The sequence below is a fragment of the Kitasatospora sp. NPDC023176 genome, assembly GCF_055560495.1.
The window spans coordinates 1-23,078 of the sequence record NZ_JBVHIP010000067.1; the positions used below are offsets into that span (position 1 = coordinate 1).

Annotated in this window: 20 protein-coding genes and 8 pseudogenes; 16 read left to right on the forward strand and 12 right to left on the reverse strand. The window is 69.1% G+C overall.

Annotated elements, in window-relative coordinates; translation table 11 throughout:
* Positions 1 to 150: 150 nt before the first annotated feature.
* Positions 151 to 468: an Imm51 family immunity protein gene (locus tag ACZ3YL_RS41345; RefSeq protein ID WP_188309922.1), complete on the forward strand. Its 318-nt coding sequence runs from the start codon at positions 151 to 153 to the stop codon at positions 466 to 468.
* Positions 469 to 498: 30 nt separating this feature from the next.
* Here ACZ3YL_RS41345 and ACZ3YL_RS41350 read toward each other — a convergent pair.
* Positions 499 to 834 (reverse strand): annotated as a pseudogene (locus ACZ3YL_RS41350) (transposase); the annotation flags it as partial.
* Here ACZ3YL_RS41350 and ACZ3YL_RS41355 point away from each other — a divergent pair.
* Positions 736 to 1,305, forward strand: a pseudogene (locus tag ACZ3YL_RS41355) (transposase family protein); the annotation flags it as partial. The pseudogenes ACZ3YL_RS41350 and ACZ3YL_RS41355 overlap by 99 nt on opposite strands.
* Here the strand turns inward: ACZ3YL_RS41355 and ACZ3YL_RS41360 are convergent.
* From ACZ3YL_RS41360 to ACZ3YL_RS41370, 3 genes and pseudogenes are all read right to left on the reverse strand, one after another.
* Positions 1,289 to 1,891, reverse strand: a pseudogene (locus tag ACZ3YL_RS41360) (transposase); the annotation flags it as partial. The pseudogenes ACZ3YL_RS41355 and ACZ3YL_RS41360 sit on opposite strands and share 17 nt — an antisense overlap.
* Positions 1,892 to 2,041: 150 nt before the next feature.
* Positions 2,042 to 2,719 carry an NUDIX domain-containing protein gene (locus tag ACZ3YL_RS41365; protein ID WP_465662900.1) on the reverse strand — a complete coding sequence of 226 codons (678 nt, stop codon included), beginning with the start codon at positions 2,717 to 2,719 and terminating at the stop codon, positions 2,042 to 2,044.
* Positions 2,716 to 3,099 carry a DUF4406 domain-containing protein gene (locus ACZ3YL_RS41370; protein WP_188309919.1) on the reverse strand — a complete coding sequence of 128 codons (384 nt, stop codon included), beginning with the start codon at positions 3,097 to 3,099 and terminating at the stop codon, positions 2,716 to 2,718. The genes ACZ3YL_RS41365 and ACZ3YL_RS41370 overlap by 4 nt, the downstream gene beginning before the upstream one ends.
* Positions 3,100 to 3,148: 49 nt before the next feature.
* Here ACZ3YL_RS41370 and ACZ3YL_RS41375 point away from each other — a divergent pair, with 49 nt between their 5' ends.
* Together ACZ3YL_RS41375 and ACZ3YL_RS41380 are read left to right on the forward strand one after the other, a co-directional pair.
* Complete coding sequence (locus tag ACZ3YL_RS41375) at positions 3,149 to 3,907, forward strand: DeoR/GlpR family DNA-binding transcription regulator (protein ID WP_465662902.1); 759 nt, start codon at positions 3,149 to 3,151, stop codon at positions 3,905 to 3,907.
* Positions 3,908 to 3,978: 71 nt separating this feature from the next.
* Entirely contained in the window at positions 3,979 to 4,161 is a 183-nt protein-coding gene (locus tag ACZ3YL_RS41380; RefSeq protein ID WP_188309917.1) for a hypothetical protein, read from the forward strand.
* Between the two features lie 88 nt (positions 4,162 to 4,249).
* Here the strand turns inward: ACZ3YL_RS41380 and ACZ3YL_RS41385 are convergent.
* A pseudogene (locus ACZ3YL_RS41385) lies at positions 4,250 to 5,665 on the reverse strand (ISL3 family transposase).
* Positions 5,666 to 5,746: 81 nt separating this feature from the next.
* Between ACZ3YL_RS41385 and ACZ3YL_RS41390 the strand changes: the two are divergent.
* Positions 5,747 to 6,863 (forward strand): annotated as a pseudogene (locus ACZ3YL_RS41390) (IS701 family transposase).
* Positions 6,864 to 7,127: 264 nt separating this feature from the next.
* Positions 7,128 to 8,113: pseudogene (locus ACZ3YL_RS41395) on the forward strand (IS5 family transposase); the annotation flags it as partial.
* 110 nt (positions 8,114 to 8,223) lie between these two features.
* Here ACZ3YL_RS41395 and ACZ3YL_RS41400 read toward each other — a convergent pair.
* The gene (locus ACZ3YL_RS41400) at positions 8,224 to 8,847 is read right to left on the reverse strand and encodes an NADPH-dependent F420 reductase (protein WP_465662904.1); all 624 of its coding nucleotides are present in this window, start codon (positions 8,845 to 8,847) and stop codon (positions 8,224 to 8,226) included.
* A 33-nt stretch (positions 8,848 to 8,880) separates the two neighbouring features.
* A complete protein-coding gene (locus tag ACZ3YL_RS41405; protein WP_188309915.1) occupies positions 8,881 to 9,615 on the reverse strand; it encodes an SDR family oxidoreductase in 735 nt (244 codons plus the stop codon).
* Positions 9,616 to 9,759: 144 nt separating this feature from the next.
* On the opposite strand from ACZ3YL_RS41405, the gene ACZ3YL_RS41410 reads away from it, so the two are divergent.
* Positions 9,760 to 10,371, forward strand: coding sequence for a TetR/AcrR family transcriptional regulator (locus ACZ3YL_RS41410; RefSeq protein ID WP_188309914.1), 612 nt, complete (start codon positions 9,760 to 9,762; stop codon positions 10,369 to 10,371).
* 24 nt (positions 10,372 to 10,395) lie between these two features.
* On the opposite strand, the pseudogene ACZ3YL_RS41415 reads toward ACZ3YL_RS41410, so the two are convergent.
* Positions 10,396 to 10,644 (reverse strand): annotated as a pseudogene (locus ACZ3YL_RS41415) (hypothetical protein); the annotation flags it as partial.
* A 437-nt stretch (positions 10,645 to 11,081) separates the two neighbouring features.
* Between ACZ3YL_RS41415 and ACZ3YL_RS41420 the strand changes: the two are divergent.
* From ACZ3YL_RS41420 to ACZ3YL_RS41430, 3 genes are all read left to right on the forward strand, one after another.
* On the forward strand, positions 11,082 to 11,924 hold the full coding sequence (locus ACZ3YL_RS41420) for a hypothetical protein (protein WP_465662907.1): 843 nt from the start codon (positions 11,082 to 11,084) through the stop codon (positions 11,922 to 11,924).
* A complete protein-coding gene (locus ACZ3YL_RS41425; RefSeq protein ID WP_465662909.1) occupies positions 11,924 to 12,313 on the forward strand; it encodes a hypothetical protein in 390 nt (129 codons plus the stop codon). Before ACZ3YL_RS41420 ends, ACZ3YL_RS41425 begins: the two co-directional genes overlap by 1 nt.
* A gap of 306 nt (positions 12,314 to 12,619) precedes the next feature.
* Complete coding sequence (locus ACZ3YL_RS41430) at positions 12,620 to 13,609, forward strand: hypothetical protein (RefSeq protein WP_465662911.1); 990 nt, start codon at positions 12,620 to 12,622, stop codon at positions 13,607 to 13,609.
* Between the two features lie 1,757 nt (positions 13,610 to 15,366).
* Here ACZ3YL_RS41430 and ACZ3YL_RS41435 read toward each other — a convergent pair.
* Positions 15,367 to 16,521 carry an ATP-binding protein gene (locus tag ACZ3YL_RS41435; RefSeq protein WP_465662913.1) on the reverse strand — a complete coding sequence of 385 codons (1,155 nt, stop codon included), beginning with the start codon at positions 16,519 to 16,521 and terminating at the stop codon, positions 15,367 to 15,369.
* 638 nt (positions 16,522 to 17,159) lie between these two features.
* Positions 17,160 to 17,978 (reverse strand): hypothetical protein, encoded by an 819-nt coding sequence (locus ACZ3YL_RS41440; RefSeq protein WP_465662915.1) that lies wholly within the window; start codon positions 17,976 to 17,978, stop codon positions 17,160 to 17,162.
* A gap of 328 nt (positions 17,979 to 18,306) precedes the next feature.
* On the opposite strand from ACZ3YL_RS41440, the pseudogene ACZ3YL_RS41445 reads away from it, so the two are divergent.
* Positions 18,307 to 18,480: pseudogene (locus ACZ3YL_RS41445) on the forward strand (transposase); the annotation flags it as partial.
* A 220-nt stretch (positions 18,481 to 18,700) separates the two neighbouring features.
* Positions 18,701 to 19,099, forward strand: a complete 399-nt coding sequence (locus tag ACZ3YL_RS41450) for a transposase (RefSeq protein WP_465662917.1) — start codon at positions 18,701 to 18,703, stop codon at positions 19,097 to 19,099.
* On the opposite strand, the gene ACZ3YL_RS41455 is transcribed toward ACZ3YL_RS41450, so the two are convergent.
* Positions 19,056 to 19,601 (reverse strand): hypothetical protein, encoded by a 546-nt coding sequence (locus ACZ3YL_RS41455; RefSeq protein ID WP_465662919.1) that lies wholly within the window; start codon positions 19,599 to 19,601, stop codon positions 19,056 to 19,058. The two genes, ACZ3YL_RS41450 and ACZ3YL_RS41455, sit on opposite strands and share 44 nt — an antisense overlap.
* Before the next feature lie 437 nt (positions 19,602 to 20,038).
* Between ACZ3YL_RS41455 and ACZ3YL_RS41460 the strand changes: the two genes are divergently transcribed.
* From ACZ3YL_RS41460 to ACZ3YL_RS41470, 3 genes are all read left to right on the forward strand, one after another.
* Positions 20,039 to 20,608 (forward strand): DUF6232 family protein, encoded by a 570-nt coding sequence (locus tag ACZ3YL_RS41460; protein WP_465662921.1) that lies wholly within the window; start codon positions 20,039 to 20,041, stop codon positions 20,606 to 20,608.
* On the forward strand, positions 20,605 to 20,961 hold the full coding sequence (locus ACZ3YL_RS41465; RefSeq protein WP_465662923.1) for a hypothetical protein: 357 nt from the start codon (positions 20,605 to 20,607) through the stop codon (positions 20,959 to 20,961). Before ACZ3YL_RS41460 ends, ACZ3YL_RS41465 begins: the two co-directional genes overlap by 4 nt.
* Positions 20,962 to 21,080: 119 nt before the next feature.
* A complete protein-coding gene (locus tag ACZ3YL_RS41470; protein WP_465662925.1) occupies positions 21,081 to 21,230 on the forward strand; it encodes a hypothetical protein in 150 nt (49 codons plus the stop codon).
* A gap of 105 nt (positions 21,231 to 21,335) precedes the next feature.
* Here ACZ3YL_RS41470 and ACZ3YL_RS41475 read toward each other — a convergent pair whose 3' ends face one another.
* On the reverse strand, positions 21,336 to 21,620 hold the full coding sequence (locus ACZ3YL_RS41475) for a hypothetical protein (RefSeq protein ID WP_465662927.1): 285 nt from the start codon (positions 21,618 to 21,620) through the stop codon (positions 21,336 to 21,338).
* A gap of 1,032 nt (positions 21,621 to 22,652) precedes the next feature.
* Between ACZ3YL_RS41475 and ACZ3YL_RS41480 the strand changes: the two genes are divergently transcribed.
* Positions 22,653 to 23,009 carry a helix-turn-helix domain-containing protein gene (locus ACZ3YL_RS41480; RefSeq protein WP_465662929.1) on the forward strand — a complete coding sequence of 119 codons (357 nt, stop codon included), beginning with the start codon at positions 22,653 to 22,655 and terminating at the stop codon, positions 23,007 to 23,009.
* Positions 23,010 to 23,078: the final 69 nt, after the last annotated feature.

A 23,078-nucleotide genomic window follows, 5' to 3' on the forward strand; every position in this document is an offset into this window, starting at 1 on the left:
CTCGGACAGCGTGATCACTACGGCAGAAGGCCCAGGATGCGACACCAGAACAGGGTAGCAACTTACCCTCGTGATTTGCGGCGCATGACACTAGTGCCGTGACCGGAAAGGATCACCGGGGTGGGAGCTGGGCGTGAAAAGATCGCGGCCGTGACCATCTCGCTTCATGACTTTGCTGGCGAACACTCGCTGACGTTGGACGTTGGTGGCCTTGCTGCTGATACGGCGGTAGCCGATGCAGGGCACGAGCCGAACGGGTACTTCTGGGAAGGTCTCGTGCAGTTCGCCTGGCCGGACATTGCCGAGCGCCTCGACTTCCACAGCGAGGCCGGCATGTTCTGCGCGGTCGGGAGTCCGAGTGACCTCGCGCAACTCAAGACGGCCCTTGAGCCGGTCATCGCGAGCCCCGAGGCGGCCAGGGACATCATCGCCCGGGCGGAGACTTCGGGCTTCGAGTTCGACGACTAGGAGCTCCAGCGGACAGAAACACCGGTTCGTTCAGGCTGCTGCGGTGACTGGGCGCCCGCCCCAGCGGATGCCCTTCTCGCTGCGGATGCGGGCTCGCTCGCGCCGTTGGGCGGCGAGGACGTCAGGGTGGCGGGCGTTGGTGTTGCGCCAGCGCAGGTAGGCATGCAGGGCCCGGGTCTGGACGGTGTGGTTGCGGTGGTTCGAGTTCGCGATCGTGAACTGCCGCAAGGGCCCGAAGTGGGCCTCGATCGGGTTGGCCCAGGACGCGTAGGTCGGGGTGAAGCACAGCTCGACGCGGTTCTTCTTCGCCCAGCGCCTGATCTGTTGGCCCTTGTGGGCCGACGGGTTGTCCAGGATGACGTAGACGAGTACGTCCTGGTCGACGGAACCCTCGCCGAGTGCGACCGTGTCGGCGACGGACGCGCCGACTACTCCGGCAAGCACCGCCGCCACGGCGTGAACCTGCAGGTCATCACCGGTCCGGCCGGCGGGCTGGTGTGGATCTCCCGCGCTCTGCCCGGCCGCACGCACGACCTGACCGCCGCGCGCACCCACCGCATCGTGAAGACCTGTGTCCGACTCCGGATCCCGGTCCTGGCCGACATGGCGTACACCGGTGCCGGCGGAACGTTCGCAATGCCGGCCAGACGCCCGCCCCGGAACGAACTCACTGTCGGGCAGAGATCGCTGAACCGGGCCCACGCCCGCCTCCGCTACCCCGTCGAACGTGGCGTGGCCACCGTCAAGCGCTGGAAGGTCTTCCGCCGCGCACGCTGCAGCCCGAACTGGTTGACGTCAGCAGCCAAGGCCGTCCTCACCCTGGAGCTGCATCGCTGAAAAGGCTCAGTGCCAGCTGCCCGACCGCGTCGGCAGCCTTCTCATCAAGCTGTCGCTCGGGCAGGCGGCCGAGCAGGTTGAGCGCGTCGGTGGCCAGGGCGTCGACCAGGCCGGCGCGGGCCTGCTCGTCGTTCCAGGCGATGCGGGGCTTGCCCGCATCGGCGTAGTCGTGCGCGGTGCACCAGGTGGCGGCCACGCGCTCGGCCCCGGGCACATCGCGGATCACGCGGCGGATTGCGGCGACGAGTTGGGTGACGGTGTCCTGGGTTGCCACCGCGTCGTCCGGCACGGTGGAGTCCAGTGCCCGCCGGCGTTTGCCCTTGAGTACGCCGGTGGTTGCCACGACCCCCTTGACCTTGGCGAACAGCCGCATCGGATCCCCGGATCGTTGCAGGCGGCGCCGGAAGTAGGTCAGCAGGGACGCGTCGAATGCGGTGTCGTTGAGGCCGATACCGCAGGCGGCCTTCCACCGCAGGTCGCAGCGCAGTTCCTGGACCGTCACGAAGTCCGACAGGCCGTGCAGGCTCTGCAGCACCACCGTCGCGGCCAGGACCTGCGGCGGAATACTCGGCCGCCCGTTCGCCGACGTGCTCTCGGATTTCGGCCGGGGTTGTTCTTCGTTCCCCCTGCGGTCGAAAGTTCAACGGTGGTCGGAGCCGCGCGCCTTCGGAGGGTCCGGGCAGGGTCGCCCTTGTGTCTGGAGCGGGGCTGACCGGGGGCGAGGCGGGGTGCGCTGTCAGCGGTCGCCGGTTACGGGGGCGAAGGGTCCGTCCAGGGCTGCCCATTGCAAGAGCAGGATGGTCTTGCCGTCGGTGATGCGTCCGTCGCGGGTCATGGCGAGGGCTTGGGTGAAGGGTAGTTCGAGGACCTCGATGTCTTCGCCGTCTTCTTCGAGTCCGCCGCCGGTCCCGGTTCGGTCGGCCGGGGTGTAGGGGGCGGCGAAGAGGTGGAGGCGTTCGGTGACGGAGCCGGGGCTCATGTAGGTGTCGAGGACGTGGGTGAGGGGGCCGAGGGTGACGCCGAGTTCCTCTGTGCTCTCGCGTCGGACGGCGCTCTGGGGGTCGTCCGCGTCGAGGAGTCCGGCGGCGGCTTCGATGAGCATGCCGTCCGGGTGGTCGTTGACGTAGGCCGGGAAGCGGAACTGGCGGGTGAGCAGGACCTTGCGGCGTTCGGTGTCGTAGGGCAGGACGGCCGCGCCGTTGCCGCGGTCGTAGGTCTCGCGCTGCTGGGTGACGGTGCGTCCGTCGCGGCGGCGGTAGTCGAAGGTGGTGCGGCGCAGGACATGCCAGCCCTGGGAGGTGAGTTCGACATCGCGGATCACGACGTCGGGGTTGCGGGCCAGGTCCCGTCCGGCGCGGTCGAGGTCGGTGCGGCCGCGGTGGTCGGGGGTATCGATGCCGGGGCGGGTCTTCACGCGGTCTCCTGCGGGGTGCGGTGCGGGATCTCGTTCACGTCGTGGTAGACGGGCAGGCCGCGGCGGCGGGCGATGGCGACGTCCTGATCGGCCCCGGTGGAGTCACCGGGGAGCCGGAGCACGGCGTCGCAGTGGGCCAGCAGGCGCTCCGCGGTCGGGTAGAGAACCTGGTCGGCAAGGGGATCGGTGAGGCCCGCACCAGCCGAACGCAGGACGGGCAGGGCGACCCACTCCCCGATCATGGGGACGTGGCCGGCGGCGAACACCGGCCATGCTGCCGCTTCGAGGCGGGCGAGGTTGGCGGCCATAGCCTGCGGGTCGCCATCGGTGCCGGAGCGGTAGGGCCCGGCGATGAGGATGAGCATCGGCTTGTCGGTCATGGTGCGCTACAGTACACGCAGAAACGTGCAAGAACAGGAGAGAATGCGGATGCTGGCTGCCGAGAGGCGTGACCACCTGCTGGGCCTTCTCGCCCGCGAGGGCAAGATCGTCGCCAAGGACGTCGCTGCCGACGTGGGCATCTCCGAGGACAGCGTGCGCCGCGACCTGCGCGACCTCGCCGCCGAGGGGCTGTGCCAACGGGTTTACGGCGGCGCGCTGCCCGTCTCCCCGGCCGTCGTGGACTACACGGCCCGCCAGGCCGTCACCCCCGACGGCAAGCGGAAGGTCGCCGCCGCGGCCGCCGCGCTCGTGCGGCCCGGCAGCGCCCTGATCCTGGACGGCGGCACCACTGCCCTCGCCGTCGCCCACGCGCTCCCGGCGGACCTGGCGTGCACCGTGATCACCCACAGTCCAACGATCGCGGTCGCTCTGCTGGAGCATCCGCAGGTTGAGGTCTTCCTGATCGGCGGCCGCGTCTTCAAGCACTCGGCGGTCGCCTGTGGCGCCGCCGCGGTAGAGGCCGCCCAGAACGTCTCGGCCGACCTTTGCCTGCTCGGCGTCACTGGTGTTCACCCGGAGGTGGGACTGACCACCGGCGACGCCGAGGAGGCCGCGATGAAGCGCGCCCTGGCTGCACGGGCCGCAGACACCTACATCCTGGCCTCCTCCGAGAAGATCGGCACAGCCTCCCGGTTCCGTGTCCTGCCCTGGGAGGAGATCAGCGGACTCATTACCGACGCCGACCCCCACCACGCAGTCGTCGAGCAACTCACAGAGCGCGGCGTGGAGGTCCTGGCAGCCGACTGAAAGCCACGGACCGACCGGGGGACCGCAGGAGAATCAGGGCACTGCCCCGCCAGCGTGATCTCGCTGACGCGGTGGGCGGCGGCGACATCTCTGCGGAGTTGGCCTTCACCTCACGGATGACACCCATTCTCTACGAGAAGCTGCAGGGAAGTCCCCGCCGCGTCAAGTACTTCATCAACGACATGCGGGTGCGCCAGTCCGTCGCCGGCTGTGGCGGGTTGGTGGTTCGCTGGTGGGTCTTGTTGGCGGGCTGAGGGTTTATGGGTTGGTTGAGAAGGACCGGGCCGGGGTCTGTAAAAAGAACGGCTCTGTCCTGTAATCGGTGGTAGCGCTGGGTAGTGATCACTGGAGGAGGATGCGGTGGCGGAGCAGGGGGAACCCGGCTCGGCCGTGCATCTGTCTCATGATCTTCTTGGTTCGTGTGTTGACTCCCTCGGTGCGGCCGTTGTGGTGCGGGGTGGTGAGTCCGGCGTCGACGGCGGCACGGTCGAGTTCCAGGCCGTTCGTGAAGGAGTGCAGGTGGGGCAGGTCGACGGAGCGAACTGACGTGATCCAGTCGGTGAGCTTGACGTCGTTGCCCTCGGCCGGCGTCAGCAGTTGCGCGAACGTTCCGGTCAGACGGGCGAGTTCGGTCATCTCGGGGCAGGCTGCGGTGAGTTCTCCCAGCAGCGCGGCGTCCCTGTCACGTAGGTTCTCGGGGCGGGTGAGGAGGAGGCGGGCGAAGCGCTGTGGCGTGGTGACGGGCTTGTCGCCCTCGGCGCGGCCCTGGGTGATGTAGCGGACCAGGAGGTTCGCGCTGCCGGTGTAGCCCAGCTCCTTGATCTCGCGCAGGAGGTGGGTGACAGGCACCGCTGGGTCCTCGGCCCGGCGTAGGCGCAGGTGGTCGCGGTAGGGGTCGACGAGCGTGGGCTTGTAGCGGGGAGCGCGGCGGTCGCCGGTGGGCTCCTTCATGCGGGCGTACCGCTTGACGGTGTTCAGGCGACGTCGAGGCGGCGGGCGCATTCGAGCAGGCCGACGCCCTGGTCGAGCAGATTGTGGACCTGTTGCCAGCGCTCGCGGGTGGTCTGCTCGCGCACGCCCCCGGGCCGGACCGGGTTCACGGCGGTGGCCCAGCAGGCGGCGTGGGAGCGGACCTCGGCCAGGACCTTCCCGCACAGGTTGCTCCACAAGTGCCATCTGTCGCTGACCTGCACCGCTTCGGGCAGGGCCTGGCGGATCGCCTCGCCGTAGGACCCGGAGCCGTCGCGGCAGACGTACTCGGCCCCGGGGTGCTCGCGCAGCCATGCGACCAGCGTCCGGGCGGTGCGGTCGGGCAGGACCTCGATCCGCTCGCCGGTCTCGGCGTCGATGAGCACCGTGGCGTAGGCGTAGGGCGGTCGATCGGGCGATCGCGCAGGCCAGCACGCGGGACAGGCGGGCGCCCGCCCGGCCCGCTAACTCCTTCACGATCTTCCCGAGTTGGTCGGTGAGACGGCGCGTACGCCGCTGGTAGCGTTCGATCAGGCCGGGGACCTGCTCGCGGAACGTCTGCCGCGGGCAGCCCAGAACCGGGCAGACCATGCGCCGGACCCGCACCGACGCCACAACCTGCCGCCCGTCGACCGGCACATCCGCGACCACCCGCTCGTGGAAGGCATGCACCTGCCCCGTCGGCTGCCCGCACATCGGGCACGGCACCGGATCCTCCCGGGTCCGCGCCACCACCCGAATGACCTCACCCCCGTCCGTCACGCCCTCGACGACTAGTACTGCAATCACAGTTACTGGTGGGGAAGTTGCGAGTTCTGCCGGTGACTGTGGTTGTGTTCTGTCGTGTCTGTGGATCTTGGGGTGGGGCAGATCGGGGCCTGGCAGGAGACGCTGTCTGGGCTGCATGAGCGGTTCGCTGGGCGTTTTTCCAGGTCGGAGCCGCGTGCGCGGGCCCTGACGTATATGGCGGGGTTGATTGCGCCGCTGGAGCGGAAGAACGGGTGGACGCTGGCGGAGCGGGCGGGTGAGGGGCATCCGATCGGGATGCAGCGGCTGCTGGGCGAGGCGGACTGGGATGCGGACGGTGTCCGCGACGACGTGCGGGACTTCGTCGTGGAGACCATCGGCGCCGAGGACGGTATCCTGATCGGCGACGACACCGGCTTCCTGAAGAAGGGCTCGCGGTCGGCGGGTGTGCAGCGGCAGTACACCGGGACGGCGGGCAGGACGGAAAACTCCCAGATCGGCACGTTCCTGGCTTACGCCTCGGCCAAGGGCCGCGCGTTGATCGACCGGGAGTTGTACCTGCCGGCCTCATGGACGGACGACCGTGAGCGCTGCCGGGCGGCTGGTGTGCCTGACGAGGTGCCGTTCGCGACGAAGAACGAGCACTTCCGGTGGATGCTGCAGCGTGCGATCGACGCCGGGGTGCCGTTCGCGTGGGTGACGGCGGACGAGGCGTATGGCCAGGTCAAGCACCTGCGCGTGTGGCTGGAGCAACGCGGCGTCGGGTATGTGCTGGCCACCAGGGTCAACGACACGGTGATCACGACCGGGTGGTGTGAGGTCCGGGTCGACGAGCTGGTCGCCGACCTGCCGCGGCAGGCCTGGAAGCGCCTGTCCGGCGGCAAGGGCTCCCACGGCGAGCGGATCTACGACTGGGCCCGGGTGGCGATCCGCCCTGTGTGGGAGGACGGCGTCGGGCACTGGGTGCTGGCCCGCCGCTCGGTCAGCGACCCGACCGAGATCGCCCGCTACGTGTGCTACGGCCCCGTCACCACCCGCCTGAAGGATCTGGTCAAGGTCGCTGCGGCCAGGTGGGCGATCGAGGAGTCGTTCCAGGTCGCGAAGAACGAAGTGCGGCCTGGACCACTACCAGGTCCGCCGCTATGACGCCTGGTACCGGCACATCACCCTGGCTATGGCCGCCCTCGCGGCGCTGACCGCGATCCGTGCCGAGGAGCTGGAAAAGGGGGCTGTCGATTAGGACAAACCACCCTGATACCCCTGTCCGTCGCGGAGATCCGCCGTCTCATCGGCCTGGTCCTCCAGCCCCATTGCCTCACTCCCGCGCATCATCTGCGTTGGTCATGGTGGAGACGCCTCAGCCAGACCCGGGCCCGCCTCAGCCACTACAAGCGCCGAGGCCACACCCCATAACTGTGATTGCAGTACTAGGGCGCGTATCGGGTTGTGATCAATCTGCCGGATCTGCCTTTGTTGTCGAGGTGGATTCGGTAGATCATCGTGGGTGACGCGCGTGCAACTGAGTGGTGCAGAGTGGGAGTTCATCGAGCCGTACCTGCCGGTCGGCGCCTTCGGCCCGTATCCCGAACGACTGCGGCTGCAGTTCGAGGGCGTGGTCTGGCGGTTCAAGACCGGCGCGCAGTGGCGGGAGATGCCGGGCGAGTTCGGCGCTTGGTCCACGGTGAGTAACCGCTTCCGGCAGTGGAGGGACGCCGGAGTGTTTGAGGCCCTGCTGGAGGGTCTGATCGCGGAGGCAGCCAAGCGCGGCGAGGTGGACTTGTCGCTGGTCAGTATCGACTCGACCACGGCCCGCGCCCACCACGACGCGGCCGGGATGCACATGGATCCCGAGGTGCTCGACGCCCTGGAGAAGGCGGCCGCCGAGGAGGAAAAGTCCGCGGCAAAGGGGGCGGTGTCGAGGAACAAAGCGGACAGCACGCCGGGCCCGAGCGGAACGAGCGGCGACACATCTGCAGACGCCGGAAGATCCGACTGAAGAAAGCCCTGCTCGGGCGGTCGCGGGGCGGACAGACCAGCAAGGTGCACCTGGCTGCGGACCGCAAGTGCCGGCCGCTGGCAATCGTCCTGACTGCGGGCCAGGCTGCGGACAGCCCGCAGTTCATCCCCGTGCTCGGGAAGATCCGCGTGCGCGGGCCCGTCGGACGTCCCCGCACCCGGCCGGACGCGGTCGCCGGGGACAAGGCCTACTCGTCCCGCGGCAACCGTGCCCATCTGCGCAAACGCCGCATCAAGGCCGTCATCCCGGAGAAGGCTGACCAGGCCGCCAACCGGAGGAAGAAGGGCTCCAGAGGCGGCCGGCCCGTCAGTCAGGATGCCGACCTCTACAAGGAGAGAAACACCGTGGAGCGGCTGATCAACAAGCTGAAGGCCTGGCGAGGCATCGCCACGAGGTACGACAAGACCCCGGAGAGCTACCTCGCCGGTCTCCACCTCCGAGCCTCGATGATCTGGATCAAAGACCTCACCAGAGCAACCCATCGATCACGACTGAATGCACGCCCTAGCCGCAGGCCTGCCTCGCATGGTCTGGGCGCTGCTGGTCGCCGTGATGCGGCGGCGGGCGCCCGTCGACCGTGTGCTCAGGTGGTGAGTTCGGTGATGCTGAGGGCGAAGTCCAGGTTTCCCGCCCCGTGGTTGGCGAGACCTACCGTGATCACGCCCGCTCCTTCCAGCCAGTGCGCCATCTTCAGGTCGCCGACGTCCAGCGGGCGCAGCCCGAGGCTCTCGACGAACGCTTCCACGCTTGCCTTGGCCTGGGCATTGTCGCCGGCGATGAAGACATCCGGTCGGCCCTTCTCCAGCACATGGCGGAAGACGGTGTTGAACGCCTTCACCACGCTGGCGCTGGCCGGGGCGGCCTTGGCGACCTCCTGCGCGATCGAGGTCTCCTCGCCGTGGGCCAGCCCGTCGAAGGTGGAGTTGAAGGGGTTGCTGATGTCGACGATGACCTTGCCCGCGAGTGCGTCTCCGTACTGGGCGACGGTCGGCACGACACCGTCGTGCAGCAGGGCCACGATGACGATGTCCCCGGTCGGGGTGGTGCCCCATTCTCCCGTCGTGGCGCCGCCGCCGAGAGCCTTGGCCAGGTCGGCGGCCTTGGACTGATCGCGGCCCATGATCTCGACGGTGTTGCCGCCCGCGAGTGCCCGCGCGCCGATGGTGCGGGCCATGTTCCCGGTCCCGATGATGCTGACGCTGCTCATGAGATTTCCTGTCCTGGGTGAGGGTTGTTCGGTTCAGATGGCGGTGGTGCCGCCGTCGGCGACGAGTTCCATGCCGTTGACGTAGCTGGAGTCGTCGCAGGCGAGGAATAGGGCGGCGGTGGCGATTTCGTCAGGCATGCCCATCTGACCGCGAGGGATGAGGGACTCGAACTGGCGCTTGGTGGCCTCGTCGAAGAGCTCTTCCTGCTTGGCGGTGGCGACCTGGCCCGGGGTCAGAACGTTGACACGGATGCGGCGGTCCTTGAGCTCGTTGAGCCAGATGCGGGCCCAGGCCTGCTGGACTGCCTTGCTGCCGGCGTAGACGCTCCAGCCGGGGAAAGCGCCGAGGGAGGCGTTGGAGCCGGTCATCAGGATCGAGCCGCCGTCGTTGAAGAGCGGGAGGGCCTTCTGGACGGTGAACAGGGTGCCGCGGGCGTTGAGCCCGAACCAGGTGTCGAACTGGGCCTCGGTGATCTCGCCGAGCGGGGCGGGCTCGCCGCCGCCGGCGCTGGCCCACAGCACGTCGAGGCTGCCCTTCTCTCGCTTGACGGTGTCGTACAGGCGGTCCAGGTCGTCCAGGTCGGCGGCGTCGCCCTGCACGCCGGTGACGTTGCGGCCGATCTGCTTCACGGCCTCGTCCAGGGTGTCCTGGCGGCGGCCGGTGATGAAGACGTGCGCTCCCTCGTCGACGAAGAGCTTCGCGCCGGCCAGCGCCATGCCAGCGGTGCCGCCGGTGATGACCGCGACTTTGCCGTCGAGCTTTCCCATAGTCGTTCCCTTGGGTCGGTGGTGCCGTGTGCACCTGGGGCGACGGCTTTATGTATACCGTCTTGTGTACTTACGGTACGGGGCACCCCGCCGCGGCGCAAGCTATGTACACCGGTCGTTACCATGCCGGGGTAGCATGGGGTCATGACGGAGTTGGAGAAGGGCCCAACGGGGCGCCGCCGCGGCCGGGGCGCCCGCGAGCGCATCCTCAGCGCGTCCCAGAAGCTGTTCCGAGAGCAGGGCATCAACCGCACCGGCATGGACCAGCTCTGCGCGGCGGCCGAGGTGTCCAAGCGCACGGCCTACCAGCACTTCAACGGCAAGGACGAACTCGTCGCCGAGTACCTGCGCCGGTTCGACCCCGACGTTCTGTCCAGCGTGTTCGACCGCACCGACCTCACGCCCCGTGAACGGCTCCTTGCCGCCTTCGATATCCCTGCCGGCACGCCCTTGTGCCCCTATATCGGTGCCGCCGTCGAACTCCACGACCCCCAGCACCCCGCATCCCAGTACGCGCGCGACTACAAGAAAGCCGTCGCCGCCCGGCTCGCCGGCACCGCCCGCGAAGCCGGCGCCGCCGACCCCGAACAGCTCGGCGAGCAGCTCGCGCTGCTCATCGACGGCGCCGCTGCCCGGACCCGGGTCCTCAACGCCGACGCCTTCCCTACCGCTGCCGCCATCGCCGCCGTCCTCATCGACAACGCCATCCCTGCCACAGCCGCCGACCACCGGCGACGACCGGAATTGCCAAGCTGATTCGGCACTCGACAGCCGGGCTGGACGCGCCGCCGGTCGCGCGATGCTGACCAGCGACAGGTCCACCTCGCCCCGCTCCGCGGCCTCCGTGATCAGCCCGTCCGACAGGGCCTCGAACACACCGGTGTCACGCCACTGCCCGCCGGTCTTGAAGCGCCAGATCACGCCCTCGAACCGCTGTCGAAGCCGCTCGGGATACGGGCCGTACCCACCGATCGGCAGGTGCGGCCCGATGAACTCCCACTCCCCGTCCGCCAGTTGCCCTCGCGTCACGAAAGATGATCTACCGGATCAGAGATCCGGTGCGAATCTGCGGTTTGGTGTCACTGGGGGAGCAGTGGGTGTCACCGGCTGGCTTCTAGCGGTGACGTGGGGGTGGCGGAGTGCTGGGTGTCACCGGGGTGCGGATGTGTGGTGACATCAGGAGACGCCGTCCGGTGACATCTTGATGCAGATCTCTATGTCAGCCGCCAGCATGGCAGGGCCTGGGCCCTGGATGTCCGGTTGTCCGGCCTGGCAGCCTTACACTCCCGGCTGTGTCGGCGATGATTCAGCCCGCCTCCTGGAGGGCCTGTCCCTGCCGCCCGGGCTCTGCTTGCCGGTACCCACTGGAGAGCGGAACCGAGAACCGGAGGCCGCCACCCACCGGGTGTTCGCCTCCGGTGCTTTCTCAACGCGAGGGCCGCGAGGCTCCCTGGTTCAATACCGGGGTGGTGGACTGGGCACGCATACGCGACAGCAGATTCGATGTCGATCGCGTCCCGGCGCTCCTGGCGCAGCTGGAACGCCGGGACGACGCGGATGCGTGGCGGGAGCTGGGTTGGCGGCTCGTCCTCGAGGACGACCTGGTTTCTCCGGCCGGCTTCGTCGCCCTGCCGCAGCTGGTGCACCTGGCGCCGCGCAGCGCGCACGCGCGGGCCTTGGCGGGGCGGATCCTCGAACGCGCGGCCGTGCAGCACGGCTGCGACGACCTGCTGGCGGACTGCGCAGGCACGATCACGGAGTTCGGCGAGACGCTGGACCGGCACCTGCGGTCGCGGCCGGCCGACTACCTCGTCTCCTACCGCGCCCTGCTCGCCGTCGCGCAGGAGTACCACTGGGCGAACGCCCTGGAGGGCTTCACGGACGACATCTACGAGCTGGAATGCCCGCACTGCGGTGCGGCGATGAAGATCGCCGTCGGCCGGTTCGGGTGCTACTCACAGGTATGGGACGGCGACGAGGAACTACGAGGGGCACTGCGACCGGCCGTTGCCGAGGCGCTCACCGGGACCGGCCGGTGGATGCACCGGATCGCGGTCCGCGACGGGCAGAAGGCGCTCGCCGACGGGATCGCCCACCTCTTCGGCGAGGCGCAATGCCCGGTGTGCGCCAGCGTCTTCAACATCGCGGACGAATACACCCACGCCAACCGTCCGGCCGCATTCATCGATCGGTTCCCCTCCTCGGCCCAGAACACCGGAGCGCGCGCTTCTCCCAGCCACCCGGCAGGCGCTGTCGGTACGGGGCCCTACGCTGCGCCCGGAACGAAGCCGCGCAGACAGGGACCGTGATGGCGTTGACGTTGGATGAAGCCGTGGAGCAGCTCGGCCACCGGTTGTCGCCGAAGCGGCGTTTCGCCGCGATGCGGCTTCGCCGGCTCGCGGATCCCGTAGCGGGTCCGCCGCTCCTGGATGCCCTTGAGCGGGAGGTGCGCGACCCCCGTACGTGGGAGACCCAGTACCAGATGGTCATGGCACTGGGGATGTGCGGGCACCGCCCCGCCCTCGGCCTGCTCCGGGATCTCGCTCAGCGCCCCTTCGAGGCGGCCATGGTGTACACCGCGCTCGGCGACGCCATCGTGCGGCTGAGCGCTCCCGAAGCCACAACCGATTCCCTGTGCTGGTGCCTGGACAGCGGAACCCGATGCTTGCCGACGGCGCCCTGCGCGCTGTCGCCATGACATCCTCACCACCCGCCTTACCGCCACAACCTGCGCCCCCGCCGGCGCCGCCCACATCCGCGACAGCCTCGCGCCCGTGGGCCTGCTGCCGCGGGTCCTGCGCTCCACCGTCTGCTGACCCTCGCCGCCCAACTCGACATCGAACTGCTGACCGCGGCACTCGTCATGTCCTACTCCGGTGTCACTCCCTACCTGAATCCCACGCACCCGCCCTCCACTCGTAGCCATGTGCTCCCGGGTGGCTGCTTTGACGGTGGTGGCGGCTATGGTCCGTGTGCCTGTCCGTCGTCTGAAAGAGATGTCTCGATGGTTCGTGTCACGCCGCCGCGTCGGGTGGATATCGCTGCGGTCTTCCCGGAGCTGGTGCCGCTGGCACGGCAGACGGTGCGCCTGCACCCGCGCCTGGGCGAGCCGACCGTCCACGACAGCTCGGTCGGCGGCCCGTTGCTGTGGCCAGCCGACGAGCCGTGGCCGATGTGCGCCGGATCGCACCCAGAGGATGACGGGCCGCCGGTGTCGCTGGCCGACGTGCGGGCGCGCCGCAGCATCCTCAAGCGAGGCTGGATCGACGGGAGCCCGACCGCACAGGAGCGAGCGGCGCTCAAGGCGACGCGGGAGGGACATCCGTGGAGTACAGGCCCGAACGCCCTGCTTCCGGTGGTCCAGCTCTACGCGCGGGACATCCCCTCGCTGCCGTGTCCCGAGGGCGCAGACCTGCTGCAGGTGCTGTGGTGTCCGCTGAACCACGATCCGGAGTGGATGCCGGCCACCCATCTGGTGTGGCGCTCCTACGCAGAAGTGGGCGTTGTACTGACGAATCCGCCGCTGCCAGCCGACGTGTCACACTACGGCGATTACGTGCCGGAGCCGTGCGTGCTGCACCCGGAGGTGGTGACGGAGTACCCGGCGCCGCTGGAGCTCGAACCGGGCTTGGTGGAGCGGATCGAGGACTGGTGTGAGCGGGAGTTCACCGGTACCGATCCGAGGTACCTGTACGCCGAGGAGTTCCGTGCCTACTACCAGTACGAGCTGTCGGTCGCCCCTGGGTGGAAGGTCGGCGGCTGGGGGCCGTGGAGCTTCCGCGATCCGTCGGTGATTCGGTGCACCGCTTGCGAATCCGTCATGATGCCGCTGCTGACGATCGATTCCGGCGTTCTGGACGGCAGTGGCTGGGACCCCGTCGAGGACCGAGATACGAACGGCGACATCGGCATCCAGATCGGGCGGAGCTACAACATACAGCTCTACTACTGCCCGCTCTCCTTCGAGCACCCATGCCGGGAAGTCATGCAGTAGGCAGCCTGCCCTCTTGCCGGGGGTACCCCGGGCCGGGCCTGGCGCTGCGGATCGCGCTGCTCGGTGTTGGAGTTACGGGAGGAGGCCGGCCCGGACCGGCTGGAGTGGCCTGAGTGCGAACAGGCTGTCTTCGCACGGGACTTGGGCCCGCTGGTGCTGCCCGCCCCGACCAAGCGGGAGCTGGTGGCCGCGCTGGTCTCCGCTCCAGCCGATCCGTGGTGGGAGGACCGTGTGCTCCACACGAAGCTCTACCCGGCGAGGGGCCACAGGTGTGACCTGATGGTGCCGAGAGGCGTGAAATAGCCTCTGCCGCCACCTTGTCTATACCTCTGTGGCAGGGCGACTGAAGTGCTCGACGTAGTGGTCAGGTTAGCCGGGTCGGTGACTGTGTGTGGTGGTTGAGGGTGGTGGGGGATGGTTGGTTGCTCATTGGGTTGGCGGGGGTGTTTTCGTCGGATATTCGGCCAGGAATTCCGCCCGGCTGTCTTTGTGAAATTGGTTGCCCGTGATGGTTTGAATTTGGTGGGATTGGTCGGAGTGAGGGGTGATGGTGAGGTTGACGTCCCCCGTGGCCCCGGACCAGGTGTCTGCCGTCCGGCCAAGGGCCGCAGGCCACCGCGCCCACCCGCGCTGCGCCTCGCCGGCCCGCGCCCCGGGTACCCGCCACCTGGTGGCGCCGGCAGGCGACACACCCGCTTCTCTGAGGGGCCGCCAGGCCCCAGCTTCCGTCTTGCCCTCCGCCCGGTTTTCCTGCGCCCCGCACGTGCCCCACGTGTGCCCTGCACCCCTTTTCTCGGTGGCGCCGTAGGCGACACCCCCACAGCCCCTCTGAGGGGCCGCCAGGCCCCGGCCTTTTGCCCGGTCCTGGACCCATTTTCTGCCGTTCCTGTGACATTTCTGTGCGGTGCTGCGCCCCGGGTTTTTCGGGAAGGTGGTGTTCGGGCATTGTTTGTCAGTTGATGCCGGCAGCGGGTTGGCAGATGGTATTTCGTCATGGGCGGCATCTCAGCGGTCGTGGAAGGTTTTCTGATGTCCATGTAACGGGGCGTTTCGTGGATCGGCGGAGCGGGTTTTTGGCCGGGCGAGGGGATGGATCTCCCGGTGACACCCCCGCGCGTCTCGGAGGGCCCGGTCCGGTGACAGCTCTTGCATTGATGAACGACGTTTGGTTTGCAGTGTCCGGGCGTCACGTGTTTTCAGTGATTGGTTCCGGTTTCGTGCTGGTCAGGGCTTGGTCTCGCTGAAGAGTGGTGGCGCCTTCGCGCCGAAGAGTGCTGTCGCAGATCGGTGAAACCGTGAGGACGTCCGCTATAGCGGTGCGCCGGGCGGGCTGACCGGTGCAGTCCAGGAGGCCAGCACAACACCGGGCAGTGCCGCCAGTGCGCCGAACCGGCACGGTACCCAGGCCTGACTCCTTGCCAGGTTCCTCGTCGGCGCCAGCGAACTCGTCTGTGCCGCTGGCCCTGCTCCGCCGTCCGCTGCCACCAGACCGACAAGGCTCTGCAACGCCCAAGGGCCGCCACCTGCCAGGTGACGGCCCTCGGTGCCTTCTCGGGGCGGCAGCAGCGTATCGCCAGCCCCGGACACCGCCCGTCAGGGCCCGGACCTACCAGAACACGCCCAGTCGACGCCGTGCTCGGCGAGCCGGGGTGCGTGCAGGCCCGCGTCGCGCAGGACTTGGGCCCGCTGGTGCTGCCTGCCTCGGCCAAGCGGGTGCCGGTGGCCGTGCTGGTATCCGCCCCGGTGGGCCTCGGGTGTCAGTGGGGTCGGGTCGTCGAGATTCGGGTGAGGACGGCCGTCGCCTGCGCCGGCTCGGCGTGGAGCCAGGCGGTCAGGTGTTCTCGGACGGCCTCGGCGACGCAGGCGCGGGCGGGTTCGTTGCCGAGTCGGTCGCGGGTGGCCCCCTCGAGCTTGGGGTGGTCGAGCTTCACCGACACGACGGCCGTCAGGCCCGCGCCGAGCTGGGTGGGGGTGAAGTCGGGGTCGGACGGGGTGAGCAGTTGCTGCTCGCGGGCGTAGGCGTTGACCGCGGCCGCCAGGCCGTCGCGGAAGCCGAGCTCGTGCGTGCCGCCGCCGGTGGTCGGCAGGCTGTTGGCGTAGCTTGCGAGCCGCTCCTCGGCGGAGTCGCACCAGCGCAGGGCCACCTCGACGCTTCCCTCCATTTCGGAGTACTCGCGTTCGAGGCCGATCACGTCCGGATGGAGGGGGGCGCTCTGCTCTGCGATGTGGTCCCTCGGGCCGCCCGGGAAGCGGAAGCGGACAGCCCGGGGCACCGCGGGCTCGCGGTCATCGGTCAGGGTGATGTCCAACTCACGGTTCAGGAAAGCCAGTTCCCTGAAGCGCTCGGCCAGTGTGTCGAACGAGAACTCCAGCGTCTCGAAGATCTCGGCATCGGGCCGGAAGGTGATCGCGGTCCCGCCGCCGCCGCCGGCCGGTCCGGTGCAGGCGGGCGGCGCGACGGCTACGCCTCGCTCGTACTCCAGCACCCAGCGGGCGCCGTCGCGTCGCACCTCGGCCGTCAGACGGCCCGACAACGCGTTGACGACGGCCAGTCCCACACCGAGGTAGCCGCCGGACAACGAGCGCCGGCTGACAGGCTGCGCCCCGCAGCAGAGCACGGCCAGCCGGCTCTCCAGCGCAGGGCCGTCGCTGTGGCCGGCGTGCTCGACCGGGAGGCCCGTGCCGTCGTCGGCGACGCGGACGCTGCCGTCGGCGGTGAGGGTGATCTCGACACGGCTGGCGGTGCCGCCGAGGATCTCGTCCAGTGCCCGCTCGGCGACCTCGAACACCAGGTGGTGAAGGCCGCGTTCACCGACCGATCCGATGTACATCCCCGGCCGCTTCCGGACGGCCTCCAGGCCCTCCAGAACCACGATCGTGCTGGCGTCGTACGCCGTGGATTCCTCGCTCATGATGCCCCCTCCGAGGGTGTCCGACAGAGCCCCCAGCCTAGGGTATTCCGAGAAAACACCAGGTCAGGGCCGGTTTGGTGAGGCTGCTGACGGGCTCCTGAGGGGCAATCGGGAGCGCCCGGCCGGGAGAGATGCGCACCGCCACCGCAATCCCGCCGCGGCCCTTTGGGGACCGTCTGCGGCACTGTTTCGGGTGGCTGCGGGGCCACGAATTTCAAGAATTCGGATGTCAACGAGACGATCACCGCGTTCGTCCTGGGCGGCAGCGCGCCCGAAGCCGCGGGCGGGGTCGGCACCGTGACCGACTGGGCGACCGAGGTGGAGTTCCTGCTGCTGGCTATGTACGCGGGTTGTGCCGTCGTTTCGACATGAGATTGGGAGTCGCGCGTCTGCTCGAATAGGCGTTGTTCGCGTGAATGGGAGTCACCCGCGTTCCCGCCGGCGGCGTGCGGTGCTCGTGGCCCTTCTTCCATGACTCCGGCACCCGCGGTCTGGAGCGGCGCCGGGTGACGCGAGGAGCCCGCGTCCGCTGCGTGGGGTGTGGCAGCGGGCGCGGGCTCTGTGGGCTTAGTGGCTGTTGTCGTACCGATCGAGCGGCCTGCCGGTCGAACTGGGGTCTTGATCGAGTGACCGAGGGCTCAGGGAGCGTCCAAGACCACACCGGCGAGCTCCGGCATCGCCTGGAGGAAGTCCGGAACACTTGCGAGTTCGTCCAGGCGCAGTTCATATGCCGAGATCCTGCGCGCATAGTCGGCAGCCAGGTCATCGACCCGGTGCCGCAGATCGGTGCGCGACGCCACCATGACCGAGTCGTAGTAGTCGAAATCCGAACCGATCGTCAGGTCCACGAATACCCCTTCGCCCTCGAGGACGTCCGCCAGAGTAGGGGGAGTTGGGCCACTCAACGTGCTCACCAGACGCTGGAGACGCTCCGGTCCGGGGGCGACTGCGAACACCGTGGTCTCCGACGAGGCGTCGAAGAGCACCGCGTGGAGCGCGGATACCAGGTCGCGAGGCGTGGACAACCGGAACAAGCCCGCACGACCGGCGTTGTCCAGCTCCGCGGCGGTCGGCTCTGCCCGAAGGGGCTTTGCCGTACGACCAGGTACGAAGCCCTTGTCCCGTGTGGTGGTGGTCGGCGCTTTGGCGTCGATCTCGTACTCCCAGCTCACCGGCATCGGCGTTTGCTTCAGGAAACGCTCGGCGTCGTCGCAGTAGTACGTCGGGATCACATAGCGGTCCAGGCCGGCCGTCAGACGCCACACCAGGCCCACATAGACGGCGATTTCCTCCATGTTGTTGTTGTTCACGGCCCACTCGGTGTACGGCGTCCTCTCCTGAGGCCATTCCTGTCGCAGGCCAGGCCAGTGCCGGGTTACCGCCAGGTCATTGCCGGGGAGGTAGTGGAAGAGATGGACGCCGCCTGTCGTGGCGGCCTCGAAACGGATCGGATGCACCGCGCCAACCTAGCCTTGGGCAGCTCGGCGACGCTCGACAATTTCGTGCCCGAGAGGCCAGGCGGCCGGGATCAGCGATCCCGTGACCACGTCACTCCCGACTTGTCTCGATCGGGTGATCGTGGTCGGTGCCGGGTATGGAAGCAGGGCCTCTTGGTAGCTCGAAGGGTGTCTACGCCAAAGAGCGGTCCAGGAGGCCCTGTTGTCGCAGTTCTACGCCACCGCGGAGGCGGGGTCCACTTCGGTCACTCTCGCGTGTGACTGCCTCGCTCACCGGTTCGGGAATGCCGCCGACCACAGGGCACGCGAGCGCCGCTATCCGACGGACATGTCGGACGCGGAGTGGGTGGTGGTGCGGCCGCTGCTGCCGGTGCCGGGCTGGCTGCGAGGCCGGGGCGGTCAGCCGGAGGCCTACTGCCACCGGACGATGCTGGACGCGATCCGCTATCTCGTCGACAACGGAACGAAGTGGCGGGCGATGCCGGCCGACTTCCCGCCGTGGGACCGGGTCTACGCGTTCTTCCGCCGCTGGCGCGACCACGGTCTGGTGAAGGAGTTCCACGACCGGCTGCGTGGAAGAGTCCGGGAGAAGGCGGGGCGGGATCCGGAGCCGAGCGCGGGCGTGATCGACTCCCAGTCCGTCAAGGCGGACGCCGTCGTCGGCGCCGACAGCCGCGGCTTCGACGGCGGCAAGCTGATCAACGGCCGCAAGGCGCCACGTCGTGGTCGACACGCTCGGTCTGCTGCTGGGGGTGATGGTCACCGCCGCGGACATCGGCGACCGCACCGCCGCCCACGTCCTGCTCGCCCAGGTGACCGCCGCGCACCACCTGCTGGCGCTGGTCTGGGCCGACGGCGGCTACACCGGCAGCCTCGTCGAGTACTGCCTGGCCGCCCTCGCCCTGGTCCTTGCCATCGTCAAACGCACTGACGACATGCGCGGATTCGTCGTGCTGCCCAAGCGGTGGATCGTGGAGCGGTTCTTCGCCCACCTGATGCGAAGCCGTCGCCTCGTGCGGGACTTCGAACGCTCCACCACCAGCGCGGAGGCGATGGTCTACTGGTCGGCGACGATGCTCATGACCCGGCGCCTTGCCCGGCCACGGCCTTCGCGAGCGTGAACCGGCCCGGTGCCGGCTCGGCAAGCCACCCCCGCGCTGTCAGCCGCTTCGCCTTCGACCGCAGGGCCTCCACCTTCCCGGGCACCGGGTCCAGGCCGAAGCAGGCGGCCATCTCCTGGCACGTCAGCGGCCCCTGGCCGAGACGGTTCCGGTCCGCGAGCACCTGCAGGATGCGCTGGTAGTCCACCGACAGAGCCGACCAGGCCAGCCCCGCACGCCACATCGGCACCACCGACTTCGGCTTCGCCGCCCCCGAAGGTGCGGGCAGAGCCGGCGGTTCACCGCGATCCGACGGCCCCTCGGCGGCATCCGGGCCGGCACCGTCGCCTCCGCCCGGGGACAGCACCTCGTCGACACGCGAACGGGCGATGACCCAGTCGTTCCACTCCCGCCCGGCCACCACCAGCCCGGCCTGGATACGGTCGGCCTCCGCCTGCAGGTCGTCCACACGACGGCGAGCACTCAGCTCACGCTGTTCCAGCAGCCCCACAACCGACGGCATCCCGACCTCCACACGAGCGGCGACTCAACACATCACCGCTCCCCGAGGCCACCGACCCTATGCCTGAGCAGCGGAAACGCAGCCCTCGCACCCGGAAAGACAACAGCCACTCAATCAACCCGCAAACCCCCAGCCCCAAAACACGGCTGTTCAGCCGATCACCGACCCGCCACAACAGGTCACAGTATGGTCAAGCACTGGGCCCGTGTCCTGCACATCACGCCGAGCTGCGGCGGCCGGTGCGCGACTACTCGTCAGGAAGGCTCCGATTGGTCATCCTTGGGGGCATCGACGAAGGAACCGGGCCCCGACCGGGGCCGGACACGTGAGGGGGAAGCGTGGCCCGGAACGATCAGCCAGACCGTCCCTGGCGGGAACCGGCCCGCCAGGTGCCGCCGCAGCCGCCTCGGCCGCCGACGCTCGGGGACCGGGGCGGTATGCCCCTCGCGACCGGACCGTCAGCGGTACTGACGGCCTCGGTCGACCTGCGGGTCAGCAAGCGGCTGCTCTGGGTCGGCGGGGCCGTCTACCCGCTGCACAACATCGTGCGGGTCTACGCCTTCGTGCTGCTGCCCAAGCGCAAGGAGGCACTGCGGCGGTTCGCGCGGCAGGTGGTGCAGGCACTGACGCTGGCCCTGCTGGCCGTGATCGGCGCCGGACTCCCGTCAGACATCGGGAAAGGCATGGAGATGTTCAAGGGAGCGGCCCTGACGGCGGCCCTCCTCTGGGCGGGGTACGGGTTCGTGGAGATGCTCGTCGTCCTCACCTCGCCCGCGCTACCGGTGCTGGCGGTGGACACGTCGGGGAACGCGACGGCCCTGATCGGGACCGCCGACCGGGCCCGGCTCGCGGAGGCGGTCCGGATCCTCTCCCACGCGCTGGAGAACCCGGAGGCCGAAGCCGCCCTGAGGATCCGGTCGCTGACCGTCAACACCGGGAACTACCACATCGGCGACAACGTGAACATGTACGGCGGCAGCGGCAACACGGGGAAGGTGACGGAATGAGCGGCGACCACTTCCACGGCGACGTGGTGAACATGTACGGCGGCACCGACAACAAGGGCATCGTGCACCACCACGCGCCGGCCGCGGACGGCGACCGGACCACCACGGAACTGACGCGGGCGGTCGAGGAACTGGTCGCCATGCTGCGCGAACTCCGGGCGGGCGTGGCACCGATGGCCGCGGAGTCGATCGACGAGGCGCTGCCGGCCATCACCGTCGGCCCGCAGGCGGTGCCGCCCGAACGGCACCGGGCACTGATGGCCGTGGCGGGGATCGCCGCCACCGTCGGGGCCGTCGGTACGCCTGTCATCGAGGCCGTGCAGCGAGTCCTGGGACTGCTCGGCGGCCAGTAGGCCGGTCCGGACCCGGCCTACGCCATTGTTGAAGCAGCACGCCCGCCCCCAGGCCGCGCAGGAGCCGGTGGCCTGACCTGTCCGGGGTTCCGGCGCCCGCTTCGGGGAAGGGACCGGGTATGGGCGAGCGCGAGCGCCAGGAGCGCGCCGTCCCAGCCGCGCAGGCCGAGGCACGGCGGCTGACCGGGGAACTGCGCACTATGCCGCGCCGCACCCCCGGCGACGCCCGTTCCCGTGAACACCGTGCTGGTGGTCAGCGCCACTGGTAGGAGGTGCCAGCCACCGCCGGGGCCAGCAGTGGCCCGCCGGTCGCGGCAACCGACCGGGCCAGCCGTCAGCGAAACGTGGAATCCTGCCGCCAGCCCGGCAGCTCCCTATCTGCTGTCACCTCGCACGATCGCCGCGTACCGCTCGCCCAACTTCTCTCGAACCAACTCAAGTTGGGATGCAGCCTGGGCCGCGATACTTGAAGAACGCGGCTGGCATCGAGACGCTGCCCACCACAACTCGCTCGGCGCACCATTGGCGGTCTCTACCCTGAGCAAGGTGTCGATTTCAGTCACATGCTGCACGAAAGCCTGTGCCCATTCCTGTTCATCTGACAGAAGGAACGGAAAACGCCGGAGCAGCAAAAGATTGACCTGCACCAGCTGCCCCATCCCTGTCGGTGTAGCAGCGGGGCCTTCGCGACTCGCCATGGACATGCGGAGACTTGCCTCAAGGTCAGACAAGGCCTCCCAGACCTCTCTCAGAGCCTCCACGCGCTGAACATGAAAGTTCGCTCGCGCGTCGCGGGCCTGCGCTCGCTGCCACTGCCACAACCCTGTCGTTGTAGCCAGGCCTGTCCCTACAAAAGTGAGAACACCAACCAGGACCGTGTCCGAGACCATGTGGGTGAGCTTACTGAGAGTGGGAGTCAGCCCACAGGGAGATGCCAAAGCTGGCCGTCGGAACTACCCGGCCATCGCCGACGGCCGTCTTCGACGGTCTGCCCCCGCAGCCAGCCTCGACCAGCTGCGCGACCCGGCCGCCCAGGCAACCTTCCACGCCGCCACCCGACCCGGCACAGCCGAGCGGACCGGCGCCCCGCCGGGCCGCAGCCGGTTTCGGCGCCGCAGGCCGGCGTGACCCGACAGCGCACCCCCACCCCCCACCACCAGGAGAACAGGGGCGCGCAGAGGGTTGTCGGATTTTCCGGCCACCTTGGTGGGCCCGGTGACCTGCACGGATGCCACCCCGCGCCCGGGGCGGGGTGGCCCTGCGTCAGGAGCCACGTCAGGAGTCACGGCGGGAGCTCCGTCGGGAGCTGCGTCGGGAGTCCCGGGAAGAGCCGTTCCCGAAGCGTACGGGGGCCGGACCGGCCTCCCGGCCAGACAGCACGTCAGAGCGCCGCTGTGCGCCCGTCAGGGCCGCCCATGGCATACCGGGGCCCGGAACCACGGCCCGGCCCCGGCCGGACGCCGCCGACAGGGGCAGTGGTCGGCCGGCCCTCGCCGGGCATCCACCATGGTGGGACGACACAGACTTGACGCTGTGGGCGACACCGCGATGTCAGTGCCAAAACGGCTTGTGCTCGATCAATACCAAAGTCGACGACGGCCGGCTGAGACTTCGCCCGGACTGCGCTCCTACGAGTGGCCGTCGCCCCAGAGTTCGGGCGACGGCAGTGGTGCGCCAGCGAGCCTGGTGCCGTGGCAAGGACAGGAGCGCAGGAGCGGGCGGCTGTCGTCGCACGGCTCCAGCAACTGCGCGACGGGGACGCACTGAGCGGCGAACACGTGCGGGTGGTCGCCGCTTCCCTGGGAGTGGCCGAGCGCACGGTGTGGCGGTGGCTCTCCACCCCCTCGCCTGCGCAGCGTCGGCCCCAGTCGTCGTATCGCCTGACCGACGTCGATCGGGAGGCGTTCGCGTTCTACAGGGGAAACGTGGCGGCGCTCGCGCGTGCTCGGCAGGCGGTGCTTGACCGTGCCGGGCAGGCGGCGGGTGCCGATGTACCGGACTTCCTGGCCGAGGGCTGGCGTGAGTGGCTGTTGTCGTTCCGATCTTGAGGAGTGTTGATCGAACGGGAGTCTCGATCGGGTGATCGCGGTGGGTGGCGGGCATGAAAGCAGGGCCTC

Coding starts and splice junctions, on each gene's coding strand:
- ACZ3YL_RS41370 (WP_188309919.1), bottom strand. CDS start 3,099: ATGACCGACAAGCCGATGCTCATCCTCATCGCCGGGCCCTACCGCTCC.
- ACZ3YL_RS41375 (WP_465662902.1), top strand. CDS start 3,149: ATGCTGGCTGCCGAGAGGCGTGACCACCTGCTGGGCCTTCTCGCCCGC.
- ACZ3YL_RS41400 (WP_465662904.1), bottom strand. CDS start 8,847: ATGAGCAGCGTCAGCATCATCGGGACCGGGAACATGGCCCGCACCATC.
- ACZ3YL_RS41405 (WP_188309915.1), bottom strand. CDS start 9,615: ATGGGAAAGCTCGACGGCAAAGTCGCGGTCATCACCGGCGGCACCGCT.
- ACZ3YL_RS41410 (WP_188309914.1), top strand. CDS start 9,760: ATGACGGAGTTGGAGAAGGGCCCAACGGGGCGCCGCCGCGGCCGGGGC.
- ACZ3YL_RS41425 (WP_465662909.1), top strand. CDS start 11,924: ATGGCGTTGACGTTGGATGAAGCCGTGGAGCAGCTCGGCCACCGGTTG.
- ACZ3YL_RS41430 (WP_465662911.1), top strand. CDS start 12,620: ATGGTTCGTGTCACGCCGCCGCGTCGGGTGGATATCGCTGCGGTCTTC.
- ACZ3YL_RS41435 (WP_465662913.1), bottom strand. CDS start 16,521: ATGAGCGAGGAATCCACGGCGTACGACGCCAGCACGATCGTGGTTCTG.
- ACZ3YL_RS41455 (WP_465662919.1), bottom strand. CDS start 19,601: ATGCCGTCGGTTGTGGGGCTGCTGGAACAGCGTGAGCTGAGTGCTCGC.
- ACZ3YL_RS41460 (WP_465662921.1), top strand. CDS start 20,039: ATGCCCCTCGCGACCGGACCGTCAGCGGTACTGACGGCCTCGGTCGAC.
- ACZ3YL_RS41465 (WP_465662923.1), top strand. CDS start 20,605: ATGAGCGGCGACCACTTCCACGGCGACGTGGTGAACATGTACGGCGGC.
- ACZ3YL_RS41470 (WP_465662925.1), top strand. CDS start 21,081: ATGGGCGAGCGCGAGCGCCAGGAGCGCGCCGTCCCAGCCGCGCAGGCC.
- ACZ3YL_RS41475 (WP_465662927.1), bottom strand. CDS start 21,620: ATGGGGCAGCTGGTGCAGGTCAATCTTTTGCTGCTCCGGCGTTTTCCG.